At 65.1% G+C, this 14903-nt stretch carries 13 protein-coding genes; 4 read left to right on the top strand and 9 right to left on the bottom strand.

Features of this window, described 5'->3' with window-relative positions:
- The first annotated feature begins 24 nt into the window (after positions 1 to 24).
- On the top strand, positions 25 to 855 hold the full coding sequence (nudC, locus tag N430_RS01175; protein WP_110631874.1) for an NAD(+) diphosphatase: 831 nt from the start codon (positions 25 to 27) through the stop codon (positions 853 to 855).
- Here nudC and N430_RS01170 read toward each other — a convergent pair.
- The 5 genes from N430_RS01170 to N430_RS01150 all read right to left on the bottom strand — a co-directional run bounded on the left by N430_RS01170 (position 823) and on the right by N430_RS01150 (position 5995).
- Positions 823 to 1602, bottom strand: coding sequence for a TSUP family transporter (locus tag N430_RS01170; protein WP_110631877.1), 780 nt, complete (start codon positions 1600 to 1602; stop codon positions 823 to 825). The two genes, nudC and N430_RS01170, sit on opposite strands and share 33 nt — an antisense overlap.
- A 159-nt stretch (positions 1603 to 1761) precedes the next feature.
- The gene (locus N430_RS01165) at positions 1762 to 2592 is read right to left on the bottom strand and encodes an alpha/beta fold hydrolase (protein ID WP_110631880.1); all 831 of its coding nucleotides are present in this window, start codon (positions 2590 to 2592) and stop codon (positions 1762 to 1764) included.
- Between the two features lie 207 nt (positions 2593 to 2799).
- A complete protein-coding gene (locus tag N430_RS01160; protein WP_110631882.1) occupies positions 2800 to 4152 on the bottom strand; it encodes a glutamine synthetase family protein in 1353 nt (450 codons plus the stop codon).
- A gap of 9 nt (positions 4153 to 4161) precedes the next feature.
- Positions 4162 to 4713 carry a helix-turn-helix domain-containing protein gene (locus N430_RS01155; RefSeq protein WP_103448078.1) on the bottom strand — a complete coding sequence of 184 codons (552 nt, stop codon included), beginning with the start codon at positions 4711 to 4713 and terminating at the stop codon, positions 4162 to 4164.
- Positions 4706 to 5995, bottom strand: coding sequence for an FAD-binding oxidoreductase (locus tag N430_RS01150; protein ID WP_110631885.1), 1290 nt, complete (start codon positions 5993 to 5995; stop codon positions 4706 to 4708). The genes N430_RS01155 and N430_RS01150 overlap by 8 nt, the downstream gene beginning before the upstream one ends.
- A 237-nt stretch (positions 5996 to 6232) precedes the next feature.
- Here N430_RS01150 and N430_RS01145 point away from each other — a divergent pair, with 237 nt between their 5' ends.
- The 3 genes from N430_RS01145 to N430_RS01135 all read left to right on the top strand — a co-directional run bounded on the left by N430_RS01145 (position 6233) and on the right by N430_RS01135 (position 9420).
- The gene (locus N430_RS01145) at positions 6233 to 7120 is read left to right on the top strand and encodes a LysR substrate-binding domain-containing protein (RefSeq protein ID WP_110631888.1); all 888 of its coding nucleotides are present in this window, start codon (positions 6233 to 6235) and stop codon (positions 7118 to 7120) included.
- 93 nt (positions 7121 to 7213) lie between these two features.
- The gene (gene aguA / locus N430_RS01140) at positions 7214 to 8323 is read left to right on the top strand and encodes an agmatine deiminase (protein WP_110631891.1); all 1110 of its coding nucleotides are present in this window, start codon (positions 7214 to 7216) and stop codon (positions 8321 to 8323) included.
- Positions 8323 to 9420, top strand: coding sequence for an extracellular solute-binding protein (locus N430_RS01135; protein WP_110631893.1), 1098 nt, complete (start codon positions 8323 to 8325; stop codon positions 9418 to 9420). The genes aguA and N430_RS01135 overlap by 1 nt, the downstream gene beginning before the upstream one ends.
- Before the next feature lie 133 nt (positions 9421 to 9553).
- On the opposite strand, the gene N430_RS01130 is transcribed toward N430_RS01135, so the two are convergent.
- The 4 genes from N430_RS01130 to purB form a co-directional block, all read right to left on the bottom strand.
- The gene (locus tag N430_RS01130; protein WP_110631896.1) at positions 9554 to 11512 is read right to left on the bottom strand and encodes a DNA topoisomerase III; all 1959 of its coding nucleotides are present in this window, start codon (positions 11510 to 11512) and stop codon (positions 9554 to 9556) included.
- 228 nt (positions 11513 to 11740) lie between these two features.
- Positions 11741 to 12169: a GNAT family N-acetyltransferase gene (locus N430_RS01125; protein WP_110631898.1), complete on the bottom strand. Its 429-nt coding sequence runs from the start codon at positions 12167 to 12169 to the stop codon at positions 11741 to 11743.
- Positions 12162 to 13328, bottom strand: a complete 1167-nt coding sequence (locus tag N430_RS01120) for a cupin domain-containing protein (protein WP_103448072.1) — start codon at positions 13326 to 13328, stop codon at positions 12162 to 12164. Before N430_RS01120 ends, N430_RS01125 begins: the two co-directional genes overlap by 8 nt.
- Positions 13329 to 13409: 81 nt before the next feature.
- Entirely contained in the window at positions 13410 to 14780 is a 1371-nt protein-coding gene (gene purB, locus N430_RS01115) for an adenylosuccinate lyase (protein WP_103448071.1), read from the bottom strand.
- Positions 14781 to 14903: the final 123 nt, after the last annotated feature.

Here is a 14903-nt window from a genome sequence, read left to right as displayed (position 1 = left end):
GGACGCAGCAAAGGAACCCCCGACATGTCAGCTCGCTGGACTACCGCAGTACTCGACCCACAGATCACCGGGGGGCTGGCCGTGGCCCGCAGCCCGGAAGGGTTCCTGGTGGACGCCAACGGCGCGCTGTTCCCCCGCGACTGGCTCAAGCGCCAGGACCTCGACGTGCTGTGCGAACACGGCATCGGCCACTTCGACGGCGAGCCGGTATTCCTGCTGGAGTTGCGCAGCGCGGTCGAGGTGCCTGGCTGCAGCTGGCGCGGGCTGCGCGCGTTCATGCTGGAAGGCGACTTCGATACCTACAAGGTACTCGGCTATGCCGCGCAGATCGGCACCTGGGCCCGCGAGCACCGCTTCTGCGGCAGCTGCGGCCAGGCGATGACGCAGATCCGCTGGGAGCGGGCGATGTACTGCCAGCCCTGCGACCTGCGCAGCTACCCGCGCATTTCGCCGAGCATGATTGTGCTGGTGACCCGTGGCGACGAGATCCTGCTGGCCCGTTCGCCGCGCTTCGTCACGGGGGTGTACAGCACCCTGGCGGGCTTTGCCGAACCGGGCGAATCCGCCGAGGACTGCCTGGTGCGCGAGGTGCGCGAAGAGGTGGCGGTGGAGGTGCGCAACATCCAGTACGTCGGCAGCCAATGCTGGCCGTTCCCGCACTCGATGATGCTGGGCTTCCATGCTGAATATGCGGGTGGCGAGATCGTCATGCAGCCGGACGAGATCGAGGATGCCAAGTGGTTCAGCGTCCATGACCTGCCGCCACTGCCGGCCGGGCGGTCCATCGCCCGGTATCTGATCGACCTTTATGTCGCGCGGCGCTTAGCTCTGCCCGAACCAGTGCTGCCACGCTAGGCGCACGGTCAACGCCAGCACCACGGTGATGAACACTGGGCGGATGAACTTGCTGCCGCCACTGATCGCCGTGCGTGCGCCGAAGAAGGCGCCAACCATCACCGACAGGCCCATGCACAGGCCGACGATGTAATCCACCTGCCCGGAAATGATGAACACTGTCAGCGCCGCGATGTTGCTGACGAAGTTCATGCTGCGCGCCACGCCGCTGGCGCGGACCAGGTCGATGGGGTAGAGCAGCAGCGTGCTCACGGTCCAGAACGCCCCGGTGCCGGGGCCGGCCACACCGTCGTAGAAACCGAGGGTGAAGCCTTGGGGGAACTGCCATTTCTTCTTGATCGGCGCATCGGCGTCCAGTGGTGCCTTGGGCGTGCCGCCGAACAGCAGGTAGATGCCACAGGCGAAGACGATCACCGGCAGCATCTTGTTCAGCCACTCGGCTGGCATGTAGTGGGCCACCACCGCACCGATCGAGGCGCCGACCAGCGTTGCGAACAGGGCCGGGCGCCATTGTGCCGGGTGGAACAGCTTGCGCTTGTAATAGGTGAAGCCAGCGGTGGCTGAGCCGAAGGTCGAACTGAGCTTGTTGGTGCCGAGCACCAGGTGCGGCGGCATGCCGGCGGTGAGCAGCGCCGGGGTGGTCAGCAGGCCGCCGCCACCGGCAATGGCATCGATGAAACCGGCGACGAAGGCGACCAGGGCGAGGATCAGCAGGGTGAGCGGTTCTACGGTGAGTTCAAAGGGCATGGGTGTCTGGCAGGCAGGGGGCAGGGCGTGCGGCAAATGGCCGCGCTGGAAGGGAGACATGGTAAGCCTGGGCGCAAACGGTTGCCAGTGCCGGCCTCTGTGGGAGCGGGCATGTCGGGGCGCCGAACCGCCGCGAAGAGGCCGGTACAGCAAACCCTATCAACTCTGGATGAAGGCCAGCAAATCCGCGTTGATCACATCGGCATGGGTAGTCGGCATGCCATGGGGGTAGCCCTTGTAAGTCTTCAAGGTGCCATTGGGCAGCAACTTGGCCGACAACGGCCCGGAATTCTCGTAGGGCACTATCTGGTCATCATCCCCATGCATCACCAGCACCGGCTGCTTGATGCCCTTGAGATCTTCAGTGAAATCAGTCTGCGAGAACGCCACGATGCCGTCGAAATGCGCCTTGGCGCTGCCGATCATGCCCTGGCGCCACCAGTTGCCGATGATGCCTTCCGACGCTTGCACACCCGGCCGGTTGTAGCCATAGAACGGCCCGGTCGGCACATCACGATAGAACTGCGCGCGGTTGCTGGCGACCTGGGCCTGGAAACCATCGAACACCGACTTGGGCAGGCCGCCGGGGTTGGCCGGTGTCTGCACCATTAGCGGTGGCACGGCGGCGATCAGCACGGCCTTGGCCACCGGGTCACCAGGGTGCCGAGCCATGTAGCGCACCACCTCGCCGCCACCGGTCGAGTGGCCGACATGCACCGCGCCCTGGGTGCCGAGGTGCGCGACCACGGCGGCGACATCGTCGGCATAGTGGTCCATGTCGTGGCCGTCCCATACCTGGCTGGAGCGCCCGTGGCCGCGGCGGTCATGGGCGACCACGCGAAAGCCCTTGGCCAGGAAGAACAGCATCTGCGCGTCCCAGTCGTCAGCGCTGAGCGGCCAGCCGTGGTGGAAGTGGATGACCGGCGCATCGCGCGGGCCCCAGTCCTTGTAGAAGATCTGAACGCCATCCTTCGTGGTTACGTAGCTCATGGTCGTGTCTCCTCAGTGCAGGAACCGAAGTGAGCTATTGAGAATAGGAGGGATTTCGTTCGGTGTTGGAATTTGTGGTGGCAGTACAGGCCTCTTCGCGGGTAAACCCGCTCCCACAGGTCCTGCACTTGCCTTGAGGGCTATGCAGTACCTGTGGGAGCGGCGGTGCGGCGATCCGATTTACCCGCGAAGAAGCCAACATCTATGTCACATGAACCAGCGATACTCCCGCGCGCTGACTTCCTGCATGAACGCCAGATGGTCCTGGCGCTTGTTCTCGCAATACACCATTACGAACTCTTCCCCCAGCCCTTCGTTCACCGCCGGGTGGCTGCGCATGGCCGCGACCGCGCCGAGCATGTCCTTGGGGAAGTCGATCCCGCTGCTGCGATCTTCATTCAGCGGCGCAATCGGTTCCTGCCCGGCATCCAGCCCATGCTCCATGCCACACAGGATCGCCGCCAGCACCAGATACGGGTTGGCATCCGCCCCCGCCAGCCGGTGCTCGATACGCAGGTTGCGGGCATCCGACTCGGGAATGCGAATGCACGCATCGCGGTCTTCGAAGCCCCAACTGGCGCGGCTGGCAGCATTGACCATGGCGCCATAGCGGCGGAACGCATTGTGGTTGGCGGCGAAGATCGGCATGCAGTGCGGCAGCAGGGCCAGGCAGCCGGCCACGGCATGGCGCAGCGGGCGTTGCTGGTCGGCGGCCAGCAGGTTGTTGCCGGCCTGGTCGTACAGGCTCACATGCACATGCATGCCGCTGCCCGGTGCCTGCAGGTAGGGCTTGCTCATGAACGAGGCGCGCAGCCCGTGCTTGAGCGCGACACAGCGGGTGCTGCGGCAGAACAGGGCGGCCCAGTCGGCGGCTTGCAGGCCATCGTCGCAGTGGCCGAAGTTGATTTCGAACTGGCCGGGGCCCAGTTCGGCGGTGATGACGTTGGCATCCACACCTTGGGCATTGGCGGTATCGACCAAATCGTGCAGCACCTCGCTGAAGCGCGACAGCCGTTCGATGTGCATGTTGGGCTGGTCGTCCGGGTCATCGCTGAGCGGGTCGCGTGGGAACTGTGGCAGGCCTTGCTTGAGCGCGCGGTCGAACAGGTAGAACTCCAGCTCGAACGCTACCACCGGGCGAATGCCGCGTCGTTCCAGGCGCTGCAGCACACGGGCGAGCACCTCGCGGGGTTCGAACTCGATCGGCGCGGCAGTGCCGTCGGAGCTGATCAGCATCTGCCCCAGTGGCTCGCGCTCCCAGGTCACCGGCTTGAGCGTGCCAGGGATCAGGCGGCGGATGGCATCCGGGTCGCCGTCGTTGAAGCAGTAGTCGCCAATCGGGAACAGCCCACCTTGTACCCCCAGTAGTACGCAGTTCTGCGGCAGTTTCAGCGGGCTGCCGGCGGCGACTTTTTCCAGCATGTCGATGGGGTAGCGCTTGCCATAGAAGTGCCCGGGGATGTCCAGGCTGAGCAGGTCGACATGGCTGACATCGGGGTAGCGGGCACGGAACGCGCGGACTTCACTGAGCAGATCGGGAAAGCCTGTTGTTAGGGTCATGCTGTGCTCTCATCGGAAAACCCAGAGGACGCGGGTCGTCTGGTCGGTCAGGTTGGCGTAGCGGAAATGGCGGTTGGGCGGCAGCTGGAAGCTGTCGTTGGGCGCGAGGGTCACGGCTTGCTCGTCGTCTGCCAGCCAGAGGGTCAGTTCACCTTCGAGGACGAAACCGCCTTGCTCGGAGCTGTCGTTGAGGTGCCCCTCGCCACTGCTGGCGCCGGGCGCCAGGTGGCTTTCGAGCATGGCGAAACGGCCGTTGAGGGTGGGCGAGACCAGCACGTCGCTGATGCCTTCGGCGTAGTAGATGGTGCGCCGCTCGCCGGGGCGGGTGACCCAGTCCAGCGCCGGTGGCTGGCTGGCCTGGTAGAAGTAGGTGGTCGGCACCTGCAGGGCTTCACTGATCGCCGTGAGGTCGGCCACGGTCGGCTGAGACAGCCCGCGTTCGACCTGGGACAGAAAGCCCAGCGAGCGTTTGACCTTGCCCGCCAGTTCATCGAGGGTCAGCCCGCGGTGCTTGCGCAGGTCGCGGATCAGCAGGGCCAGGCCCTGGGCGTCTTCAGACATGATCGCGCATCCTGTACCAGGCCTTGGCCGCCGCCTCCAGCGGTGCGGCCAGCAGGTCACCGCCGGGGAAGCGGCCATTGTCGATGCCCTGGTACAAGGCCAGCAGGTCGTCGTCGCCGAGGATGGCATCGCTGACCGCCCGCGCGGCAGCCAGGGTCGGCAGCACGCCGTGGCCGGAGAAGCCTTGCAGCCAGTAGCGCTGGCCCTCGCGGCCGACGTCCGGGGTGCGCTGGATGCTGCAATCGATGTGGCCGCCCCAGGCATAGTCGATGGCCACCCCGGCCAGCTGCGGGAACACCCGCTCCAGGTAGGGGCGGGTGGCGCTGGCGACGTCCTTGGGGATGCCGCCCAGGTAGGTGCAGCCACCACCGAACAACAAGCGGTGGTCGGGGGTGAGGCGGAAGTAGTCGGGCACGAACTGGTTGTCGATCACGCAGCTGTTGCGCGGCAGCAGCGAGCGGGCGAACTCGGCATCCAGCGGCGCGGTGGCCACCTGGTACGAGCCGACCGGCAGTAGCCGGCGCGACAAGCTGCGGTCGAGGCGGTCGATGTAGGCGTTGCAGGCCAGTACCAGCACCCCGCAGCGTACCTCGCCATGCTCGGTGCGGGCCACGTAGCCGTTGGCGCTGGATTGATAGCCGAGCACCTGGCTCTGCTCGAAGATGCGCCCGCCATGGGCTTCGATCGTGGCGGCCAGGCCCTGGGCCAGCTTCAGCGGGTTGAGGTGCGCGCCCCTGGCGTCGTACAGCGCGGCCTGGTAGCGCGGGCTGTCGATCCATTGCGGCAGCTCGTCGCGACCGATCAGGCGCAGGGCGTCGTAGCCCCATTTGTGCTCGGCATCATGCAGGGCTTCTTCGAGCATCTTTATCCGCCGGGGCAGCACGGCAGTCCACAGGCTGCCAAGCCGGTAGTCGATGTCGAAGCCATGGCGCAGTGGCAACTCGCGCATCTCGTCGGCGGCCCAGCACATGCTGTTCCACAGGCGCCGGGTGCGCTCCACGCCCAGCGCTTTCTCCAAGGGCGGCATGTCGCACGACCAGCCCAGCAGGGCCTGGCCACCGTTGCGCCCGGAGGCGGCCCAGGCGACCCGGCTGGCTTCGAGCAGGGTGACGCGCTTGCCGGCCAGGGTCAGGCGCAGGGCGGTGTGCAGGCCACTGAAGCCGGCGCCGATGATCAGCACATCGGTGTCGTGCGGGCCTTGCAGGGTGGGGCGCAGGGGGATGCTGGCGGGGTAGGTCTGGGCGTAGTAGCTGGCGACGTGCTGGGCGGATTGCTTGAACATGCCTTGGCCTCGTGAAATTTATTGTGATTATTTTCATGAAAATTTAGCAGGTAATTTTCATGGCGCCAGACCGTTCGTCTTCCTGAAGAGTTGGTTATATGATCCGGGGTCTGCTGCGCAGCCCTTTCGCGACACAAGGCCGCTCCCACATTGATCGGCGTTCACAGGCCTTTGTGGGAGCGGCCTTGCGTCGCGAAAGGGCCGCAAAGCGGCCCCCGAGGCCCTGAAGGAAAAACAATGCGCCGCCTGCCTTCCCTGACTGCCCTGCGCACTTTCGAATGCGCAGCCCGCCATGGCCATTTCGGCCGCGCTGCCGCCGAGCTGTGCGTCACCGACAGTGCCGTCAGCCACCAGATTCGCCAGCTCGAAGAGCAGCTCGGTGTCGCCCTGTTCGAACGTGTCGGCCGCCAGGTGCGCCCCAGTGCCGAAGCCGAACGCCTGCTGCATCACCTGCAACAGGCCTTCGAGCTGATCGGCAAGGCCTGTGACGAGCTGCGCGACCCGGCCTCGCAAGCGGTGCTGCGGGTCGCGGTGACGGCGGAGCTGGCGCAAAAGTGGCTAGTCGCGCGCCTGGCCGATTTCAGCAGCCGTTACCCGCACATCACCCTGCACCTGCACGATCAGCCGATCGATGCCGGCGCCCCGGCGCTGGACGTCGACCTGGCCATTACCTACGGCACCAGCGCCCTCGACGCCAGCACCCACTTCGTCCGGCCGCTGCCGCTGTTGCAGTTCTTCCCCGTCTGCAGCCCGGGCCTGTTCAACCAGGGCGGCCTCAAGCGCCCGCGTGACCTGGTGCGCCACTGCCTGCTGCACGACGATCAGGATGGCCGCACCTGGACCACCTGGTTGGCCACCCACGCCGAGGACGCCTTGCCCACCCGCCAGCTGTATTTCCCCCATGCTGCGCTGGCGCTGGAGGCCGCGTTGCTGGGGCAGGGTGTGGCCATGGGCGACAACCTGACCTGCCAGGCCGACCTGCAGAGCGGCCGGCTGGTGCGCCCGTTCAGTGCCAGCGTGACGGCCCAGGGGCAGTACGCGCTGGTGTGCGAGCGACTGCGGCTGGAGCGGGCGCCGGTGGCCGACTTCATCGAATGGTTCATCGAACAGCTGGGCGATAGCTGAATTGAATTCAGCTATCGCTGAGTTTTCATCGTTGGATGCCGCAAGCGGGGCGGCGTAGCGTGCAGCCATCACTCACCGACACGAGGTTGACCCATGGCACGTTCGCTCACCACCACTCCCAAGGCCGATGGTTTCCGCCTGCCCGGCGAATTCGAGCGCAAGGCCGGCTGCTGGCTCGGCTGGCCTGAGCGCCCGGATGTCTGGCGCAACGGTGCAAAGCCTGCGCAGAAAGTCTGGGTCGAGATTGTCAGCGCGATCGCCTCCAGCGAGCCGGTCACGGTCTGCGCCTCCGCTGCCCAGTACGCCAATGCCCGGCGCCTGCTGCCGCCGCAGGTGCGGGTGGTGGAGATGACCTGCAACGACACCTGGTTTCGCGACAGCGGTGCCTGCTTTGTGGTCAATGACAACAGTGGTGAAGTGCGTGGCGTCGACTTCGAGTTCAACGCTTACGGCGGGCTCGATGGCGGCCTCTACTACCCCTGGGACAAGGACGACCAGATCGCCCAGAAGATCCTCGAGATCGAAGGCCTGGACCGCTACCGTGCGCCACTGATCGCCGAGCTTGGCGGCATCCAGAGTGACGGACAGGGCAGCCTGCTGACCACCGAGCAGTGCCTGCTCAACCGCAACCGAAATGCTCACCTGGGCAAGGCCGAGGTGACCCGTCGCCTGGAAGACTACCTGGGGGCCGAGCAGGTGATCTGGCTGCCGCGTGGCTGCAAGTTCGACGAAACCGATGGCCACGTCGACGACCTGGCCTGCTTCGTACGCCCCGGTGAAGTGGTGCTGCAATGGACCGACAACCGTGACGACCCGCAGTGGGAAATCTACCAGGAGGCCTACGACATCCTGCGCAGCACCCGCGATGCCCGTGGCCGTGAACTGAAAGTGCACAAGCTGCCACAGCCCGACGTGCTGCAATGGACAGCCGAAGAGGCCGCTGGGCTGGACCAGGTCGAAGGCACTCATCTGCGCGAGGCAGGCACCCAGATTTGTGCTTCGTACATCAACTACTACGCGGGCAACTCGGCCATCGTCGTGCCGCTGTTTGGCGACCGCAATGACGCCATTGCCCAAGCGACCCTGGCGGAGCTGTTCCCCGATCACCGCATCATCGGTATCGAGAACTCCCGCGAAATCCTGCTCGGTGGTGGCAACGTCGCCTGCATCACCATGCCGCAATACGCTGGAGGCCGCCGCTGATGAAGCTGAGCGCACTCACCCTTGCGCTCGCCCTGGGCTACGCCGCCTCGGCGGCCCAGGCTGCCGACGCACAACAGCCGACCGTCAACCTGTACATCTGGGGCGAGTACCTTGCCCCAGATACCTTGACCCAGTTCGAGAAGGAAACCGGCATCCGCGTGGTCGCCGACCATTTCGATTCGCTGGAAACCGCCGAGACCAAGCTGTTGACCGGAGGCAGTGGCTACGATGTGGTGCTCACCGCCGGCCAGCACCTGAGCCGGGCCATTGCCAGCGGCGCGCTGCAGCCGCTGGACAAAGCCCGGGTGCCGCACCTGGCAGGGGTGGGTGAAGAGTTTCGCCAGCACATGGCGTTGTTCGACCCAGGCAACCGCTATGCCGGGACCTATGCCTGGGGCACCACCGGGGTGGGTTACCAGCAGCAGGCGGTGACGGCGCGCATGGGCGATGCACCGCTGGACAGCTGGGCGATGCTGTTCGACCCGCAGGTGGTGGCGAAATTCGCCGACTGCGGGGTGAGCCTGCTCAACGATCCCAATGAAGTGTTCGCCGCGGTGATGCGCTACATGGGCCTGGACATCAACCAGCAGCGCCTTGAGGACCTGAAGGCGGCCGAGGTGCAACTGCGCAAGGTGCGCCCGTACATTCGCTACTTCGACAATGACCGCAACATCAACGACCTGGCCAATGGCGAAACCTGCGTGGCCATGTCGTGGAACGGCAACGTGGCTATCGCCGAGGGGCAGGCGCAGCAGGCGGGTAAGGCGTTTGAGCTGGACTACAGTATTCCCAAGGAAGGCACGTTGATCTGGCTGGATGCGCTGGTGGTGCCCAAGGACGCGCCGCACCCGGATGCGGCGTGGAAACTGGTGGATTACCTGATGCGGCCGGATGTGATTGCGCCGATTACCGACACCATTCATTACGCCAATGCGATCACGGCAGCGGATGGGCTGGTGGATGCACAGATCAGAAATGCACCAGGGACCTATCCGCCGGCCGAGGTGCGGGCGCGGTTGTATGGCAAGAATGACAACGGCAAAGCCTTCAACCGCGAATTGACCCGGGCATTCAGCCGGTTGAAGAGTGGGACCTAGCTTGTGATTTGTGTTGCCTGTACCGGCCTCTTCGCGGCTAAAGCCGCTCCCACAGGGGTTGAGCAGGTCCCGAGGGCGGCGCGATCCCTGTGGGAGCGGCTTTAGCCGCGAAGAGGCCGGTACAAGCGCTGCATCAGCTGGAGGCCTTGCGCCGTGGCTGCCGCGGCTTGCTGGCAGCTGGCTTGCCATTAGCCGCCTTGCCTTTACTGGTACTGCGCCGCTTTTTCTTCCACGGCGCCGCCTTGCCCACTGCCGGCCCGGTAATAGTCATGCGCATCCCGCGGCAACGCTCCACCAACTTGCCCATCCACGCCGACTGCCGGGCAACGAACTCTTCCAGGCTCATCTCGCCGCTCTGCACCATGTCCAGCGCCTGCTCCCAGATCGCCGTGGTGCCAGGGTCGGCAATGGCGCGGGGCACGGCGTCGATCAGGCTGAATGCGGCCGGGGTGGCGGACAGGGCCTTGCCGTTCTTGACGAGGTAGCCGCGGTCAAGCAGGCCCTGGATGATGCTGGCTCGAGTGGCCTCGGTGCCGATGCCGGTGGTTTCCTTGAGCTTCTGTTTCAGCCTTGGGTCATCCACCAGCTTGGCGACGTTCTTCATCGCCTTGATCAGGTCGCCTTCGGTGAACGGTTTGGGCGGCTGGGTCCATAGGTCTTTCAGTTGCAAAGCCTGCACATTGCAGTCCTGGCCCTCACAGAGGGTTGGCAGCACCTGGGCTGGCTGGGCCTCGCGGCCCTTGGCCGGGGTCAGTGCCTCGGGCAGGGCGCGGCGCCAGCCGGGTTCGACGATTTGCTTGCCGACGGCGCGCAGGGCATGGCCGGCGCAGTCGAATTCGGCCTGGGTGCGGTCGTACTCATGGTTTGGCAGGAACTGCGCCAGGTAGCGGGCACGGATCAGCGTGTAGACCGCCTTGTGCTTGGCCGGCAGGCGGGCCGGGTCGCTGGCGGCTGCCGTGGGGATGATGCCGTGGTGGGCGCTGACCTTGGCGTCGTTCCAGGCGCGTGAGCGGCGCTGCGGCTCCAGGTGCGCTTGCAGCGGCGCCAGGCTGGCGTCGGCCCTTTGCAACGCGGCGAGGATGGCTGGCGCCTCGCCGTGCTGGCTGACCGGCAGGTAACCGCAGTCGCTGCGCGGGTAGGTGATCAGCTTGTGGGTTTCGTACAGCGCCTGGGCGATGTCGAGGGTTTCCTGGGCGCCGAGGCCGAACTTTTTCGAGCACAGCTCCTGCAGGGTGCCGAGGTCGAAGGGCAGCGGTGCAGCCTCGCGCACGCGCTCGGTGGCAACCTTGAGTACCCGCGCCGTACCTGCATTGCTCATGTCGGCAGCGGCCTGCTGGGCCAGTGCCTGGTTGAGGCAGCGACCCTGGTCGTCGCAGGTGTCTTCCGGTGCGCGCCACTGGGCGTTGAAAACCTGGCCCGCGCTTTCCAGCTGGACATCGATGGCCCAGAACGGCACCGGCACGAAGTCCGCGATGCTGCGGTCGCGGTCCACCACCAGGCGCAGGGTCGGGGTTTGTACCCGCCCCACCGGCAGCACGCCCTGGTAGCCGGACTGGCGGCCGAGCAGGGTGAACAGCCGGCTCATGTTCATGCCGATCAGCCAGTCGGCGCGGGAGCGGCCCAGGGCCGAGTGGTAGAGGTTGAAGGTTTCCTGGCCGGGCAACAGGCGCGCCAGGGCCTTGCGGATCGAGGCGTCATCCAGGGCCGACAGCCACAGGCGCTGGATCGGGCCACGGTAGCGACAGTGTTCGACCAGCTCGCGGGCAATCATTTCGCCTTCGCGGTCGGCGTCGGTGGCGATCACCAGTTCGCGCGCTTCGCCGAGCAGGCGCTTGACCGCCTTGAACTGGCTGGCGGTCTTGGGCTTGACCAGCATCTTCCACTTTTCCGGGATGATTGGCAGGTCGGCGAGGTTCCAGCGCTTGTAGCGGTCGTCGTAGCTGTCGGGCGGGGCGGTTTCCAGCAGGTGGCCGATGCACCAGGTCACGCAGACGTCGGTGCCTTGCCAGCAGCCGTCGGCCTTGCGGTTGGCACCGAGCACCTTGGCGATGTCTTTGGCCTGGGAGGGTTTTTCGCAGAGGAACAGGCGCATGGCCGGGAACGCTTCATCGGGAGTGATGGGCACTAGGATGCGCAAGCGGGGGCGCGGAGGCAAGTTTTATCTGGATGGATGTACAGGTTTTTGTGAGGGGGAGTGTCTTTACCTGTGCTGGCCTCTTCGCGGGCAAGCCCACTCCCACAGGAACCGCACAGATTCTGCAAGCTGTGCAGTACCTGTGGGAGTGGGCGTGCCCGCGAAGAGGTCAGTGCAGGTTAAAGATCAGGCGCGCGAGTCGCGCACCATGTCCACATGCGGAATGCCGGCTTCGAGGAATTCCTCGCTGACTACGCGAAAGCCCAGGCGCTCGTAGAACGGCGTGGCATGAACCTGGGCACTGAGCATCTGTTGCTTCAGGTCACGGTTCTGCGCTTCGACGATCACTGCATTCATCAGCGCATCGCCGACCTTCAGGCCACGCCAGTCCTTGAGCACCGAAACCCGGCCGATGGTGCCGTCGGGCAGCAGGCGGGCAGTGCCGATCGGGTAGTCGCCTTCCAGCGCCAGGAAGTGTGCGGCGCTTGGATCGTCCGAGTCCCACTCCAGCTCTGGCGGTACATGCTGCTCGGCAATGAACACGGCTTCGCGGATACGGCGGATATCAGCGTTGTCCTTGTGCCAGTCGGCAAGGCGCACACGAATCTTATTCATTGGCGAATCCCAGGCTTCCTTGTTTGATCAGCTGCTGTACCAGCATAAGGCCATCTTCATCCTGCAACCACTGCTCAAGGTTGTCGATGTGTAACGCGTCGGCCGAGCACACCAGCTTCAGCAGTTCGCGCAGCTTGGCTGGCAGGGGGCAGCTGCGGCCGCTGGCGAACAGCATCAGATCGTCGCCGAGTTCGGACCAGGCCATGCGCGCGCTTGGGTTGCGAATCAGGATGGCGCCGTCTTCCAGGGCCTCGATCAGTTCGTCTTCGTCCATTTCTTCACCGACCACCTGCTCCGGGTAGCGCGGCTCGGTCATGAACTGGCCGAACCAGGTCAGCAACAGGTCCTTGTCGTTGGTGTGCTTGTCGATCAGCGCCTTGAGGCGGTCGAGGGCGTCGTGCTGGATCTGGTGCGGGTCGCTGGCAGGTTGCGCGTCGGCGTCGCTGTAACGCTCTTCTTCTGGCAGGAACTGGCCGAGGAAGTCGGTGAAGTGGGTCAGCACTTCGGCGGCGCTTGGGGCGCGGAAGCCGACCGAGTAGGTCAGGCAGTTGTCCACGGCAACGCCGTAGTGGGCCAGGCGCGGTGGCAGGTAGAGCATGTCGCCCGGCTCCAGGGTCCACTCGTCGCTCTGTTCGAATTCGGCGAGGATGCGCAGGTCGGCGTGCTCCAGCAGCGGGCTGTCGCTGTTGCACATCTGGCCGACTTTCCAGTTGCGCTCGCCGTGGCCTTGCAGCAGGAACACGTCGTAGTTGTCGAAGTGCGGACCGACGCTGCCGCCCGGGGTGGCGAAGCTGATCATCACGTCATCGATACGCCAGCTTGGCAGGAAGCGGAAGTGCTCCAGCAGCTCGGCGACTTCCGGGACGAACTGGTCGACGGCCTGCACCAGCAGGGTCCAGTCCTGTTCCGGCAGCTCGGCGAAGGTGTCTTCGGTGAACGGGCCGCGGCGCAGTTCCCACGGGTGGGCGCCGTGTTCGAGGACGATACGCGACTCGACTTCCTCTTCCAGGGCCAGGCCGGCCAGCTCGTCGGGGTCGATCGGGCTTTCGAAGTCCGGGAAGGCCTGGCGCACCAGCAGTGGCTTCTTCTGCCAGTAGTCGCGCATGAATTCGCGGGCCGAGATGCCGCCGAGCAGCTGCAGTGGAGTATCAGGATTCATGTTCAACCTATTGAAAAAACGTAATTTTCGTCCGGGAATAAAAACGCCCGGCCAGGCCGGGCGTTGAACGCGACGGTCAGCTTAGATGCGTTTGGCCTGGGCTGCCGCGTTACCGATGTAGGTAGCGGGGGTCAGCAGCTTCAGTTCGGCCTTGGCGTCGGCCGGCATGTCGAGGCCGTCGATGAAGGTCAGCAGCGCTTCTGGCGTGATGCCCTTGCCACGGGTCAGCTCCTTGAGCTTCTCGTAGGGGTTCTCGATGTTGAAGCGGCGCATCACGGTCTGGATCGGCTCGGCGAGGACTTCCCAGCAGGCGTCCAGGTCGGCGGCGATGCGAGCTTCGTTGACTTCCAGCTTGCCGATGCCTTTCAGGCTGGCTTCGTAGGCGATGACGCTGTGGGCAAAGCCCACGCCCAGGTTGCGCAGCACGGTGGAGTCGGTCAGGTCACGCTGCCAGCGCGAGATCGGCAGCTTGCTGGCCAGGTGCTGGAACAGTGCGTTGGCGATGCCCAGGTTGCCTTCGGAGTTTTCGAAGTCGATCGGGTTGACCTTGTGCGGCATGGTCGACGAGCCGATTTCGCCAGCAACGGTCTTCTGCTTGAAGTAGCCCAGCGAGATGTAGCCCCAGACGTCGCGGTCGAAGTCGATGAGGATGGTGTTGAAGCGGGCGATCGCGTCGAACAGCTCGGCGATGTAGTCGTGCGGCTCGATCTGGGTGGTGTACGGGTTGAACTGCAGGCCCAGTTCGTCTTCGATGAAGGCGCGGGCGTTCTGCTCCCAGTCGATCTGCGAGTAGGCCGAGAGGTGAGCGTTGTAGTTGCCCACGGCGCCGTTGATCTTGCCCAGCAGCGGCACGGCAGCGACCTGGGCGATCTGGCGCTCCAGGCGGTACACGACGTTGGCCAGCTCTTTGCCCAAGGTGGTCGGCGAAGCCGGCTGGCCGTGGGTGCGCGAGAGCATCGGCACGTCGGCGTGGGCGTGGGCCAGGGCGCGGATGGCGTCGGCGATCTGGCGCATCAGCGGCAGCAGCACGTCGTCACGGCCAGCGCGCAGCATCAGGGCGTGGGACAGGTTGTTGATGTCCTCGCTGGTGCAGGCGAAGTGGATGAACTCGCTGACCTTGGCCAGCTCAGGCAGCTTGGCGGCCTGCTCCTTGAGGAGGTATTCGATCGCCTTGACGTCGTGGTTGGTGGTGCGCTCGATTTCCTTGACGCGTTCGGCGTGTTCGAGCTTGAAGTCGGTGGCCAGGCTGTCCAGCAGGGCGTTTGCTTCGGCGGAGAACGCCGGCACTTCGCCGATCTGCGGGTGGGCGGCCAGGCGCTGCAGCCAGCGCACTTCGACCAGGGCGCGGAAACGGATCAGGCCGAATTCGCTGAAAATGGGGCGCAAGGCCTGGGTTTTGCCGGCGTAACGGCCGTCTACAGGGGAAACCGCAGTGAGCGAAGAAAGCTGCATGGGGTGTTCTCGGACAGTCAGGCTTTTGGAAGGGCGCATATCATACATGAAAAATGCGCCTGGGTCGGGTGGCTGACCAAAGGTCGGCCCAATTTGAATCTGCTGCCAGGCCCTGTGGGAGCG

This window comes from Pseudomonas sp. CC120222-01a, from assembly GCF_003097235.1.
In the GTDB taxonomy this organism is placed as follows: domain Bacteria; phylum Pseudomonadota; class Gammaproteobacteria; order Pseudomonadales; family Pseudomonadaceae; genus Aquipseudomonas.
The sequence above is the reverse complement of the archived record's forward strand: the minus strand, read 5'-3'. Positions and strand labels throughout refer to the sequence as shown.

What these genes read in the sequence shown, in the direction of transcription:
- nudC (WP_110631874.1), top strand. Translation starts at nt 25, where the DNA reads ATGTCAGCTCGCTGGACTACCGCAGTACTCGACCCACAGATCACCGGG.
- N430_RS01170 (WP_110631877.1), bottom strand. Translation starts at nt 1,602, where the DNA reads ATGCCCTTTGAACTCACCGTAGAACCGCTCACCCTGCTGATCCTCGCC.
- N430_RS01165 (WP_110631880.1), bottom strand. Translation starts at nt 2,592, where the DNA reads ATGAGCTACGTAACCACGAAGGATGGCGTTCAGATCTTCTACAAGGAC.
- N430_RS01160 (WP_110631882.1), bottom strand. Translation starts at nt 4,152, where the DNA reads ATGACCCTAACAACAGGCTTTCCCGATCTGCTCAGTGAAGTCCGCGCG.
- N430_RS01155 (WP_103448078.1), bottom strand. Translation starts at nt 4,713, where the DNA reads ATGTCTGAAGACGCCCAGGGCCTGGCCCTGCTGATCCGCGACCTGCGC.
- N430_RS01150 (WP_110631885.1), bottom strand. Translation starts at nt 5,995, where the DNA reads ATGTTCAAGCAATCCGCCCAGCACGTCGCCAGCTACTACGCCCAGACC.
- N430_RS01145 (WP_110631888.1), top strand. Translation starts at nt 6,233, where the DNA reads ATGCGCCGCCTGCCTTCCCTGACTGCCCTGCGCACTTTCGAATGCGCA.
- aguA (WP_110631891.1), top strand. Translation starts at nt 7,214, where the DNA reads ATGGCACGTTCGCTCACCACCACTCCCAAGGCCGATGGTTTCCGCCTG.
- N430_RS01135 (WP_110631893.1), top strand. Translation starts at nt 8,323, where the DNA reads ATGAAGCTGAGCGCACTCACCCTTGCGCTCGCCCTGGGCTACGCCGCC.
- N430_RS01130 (WP_110631896.1), bottom strand. Translation starts at nt 11,512, where the DNA reads ATGCGCCTGTTCCTCTGCGAAAAACCCTCCCAGGCCAAAGACATCGCC.
- N430_RS01125 (WP_110631898.1), bottom strand. Translation starts at nt 12,169, where the DNA reads ATGAATAAGATTCGTGTGCGCCTTGCCGACTGGCACAAGGACAACGCT.
- N430_RS01120 (WP_103448072.1), bottom strand. Translation starts at nt 13,328, where the DNA reads ATGAATCCTGATACTCCACTGCAGCTGCTCGGCGGCATCTCGGCCCGC.
- purB (WP_103448071.1), bottom strand. Translation starts at nt 14,780, where the DNA reads ATGCAGCTTTCTTCGCTCACTGCGGTTTCCCCTGTAGACGGCCGTTAC.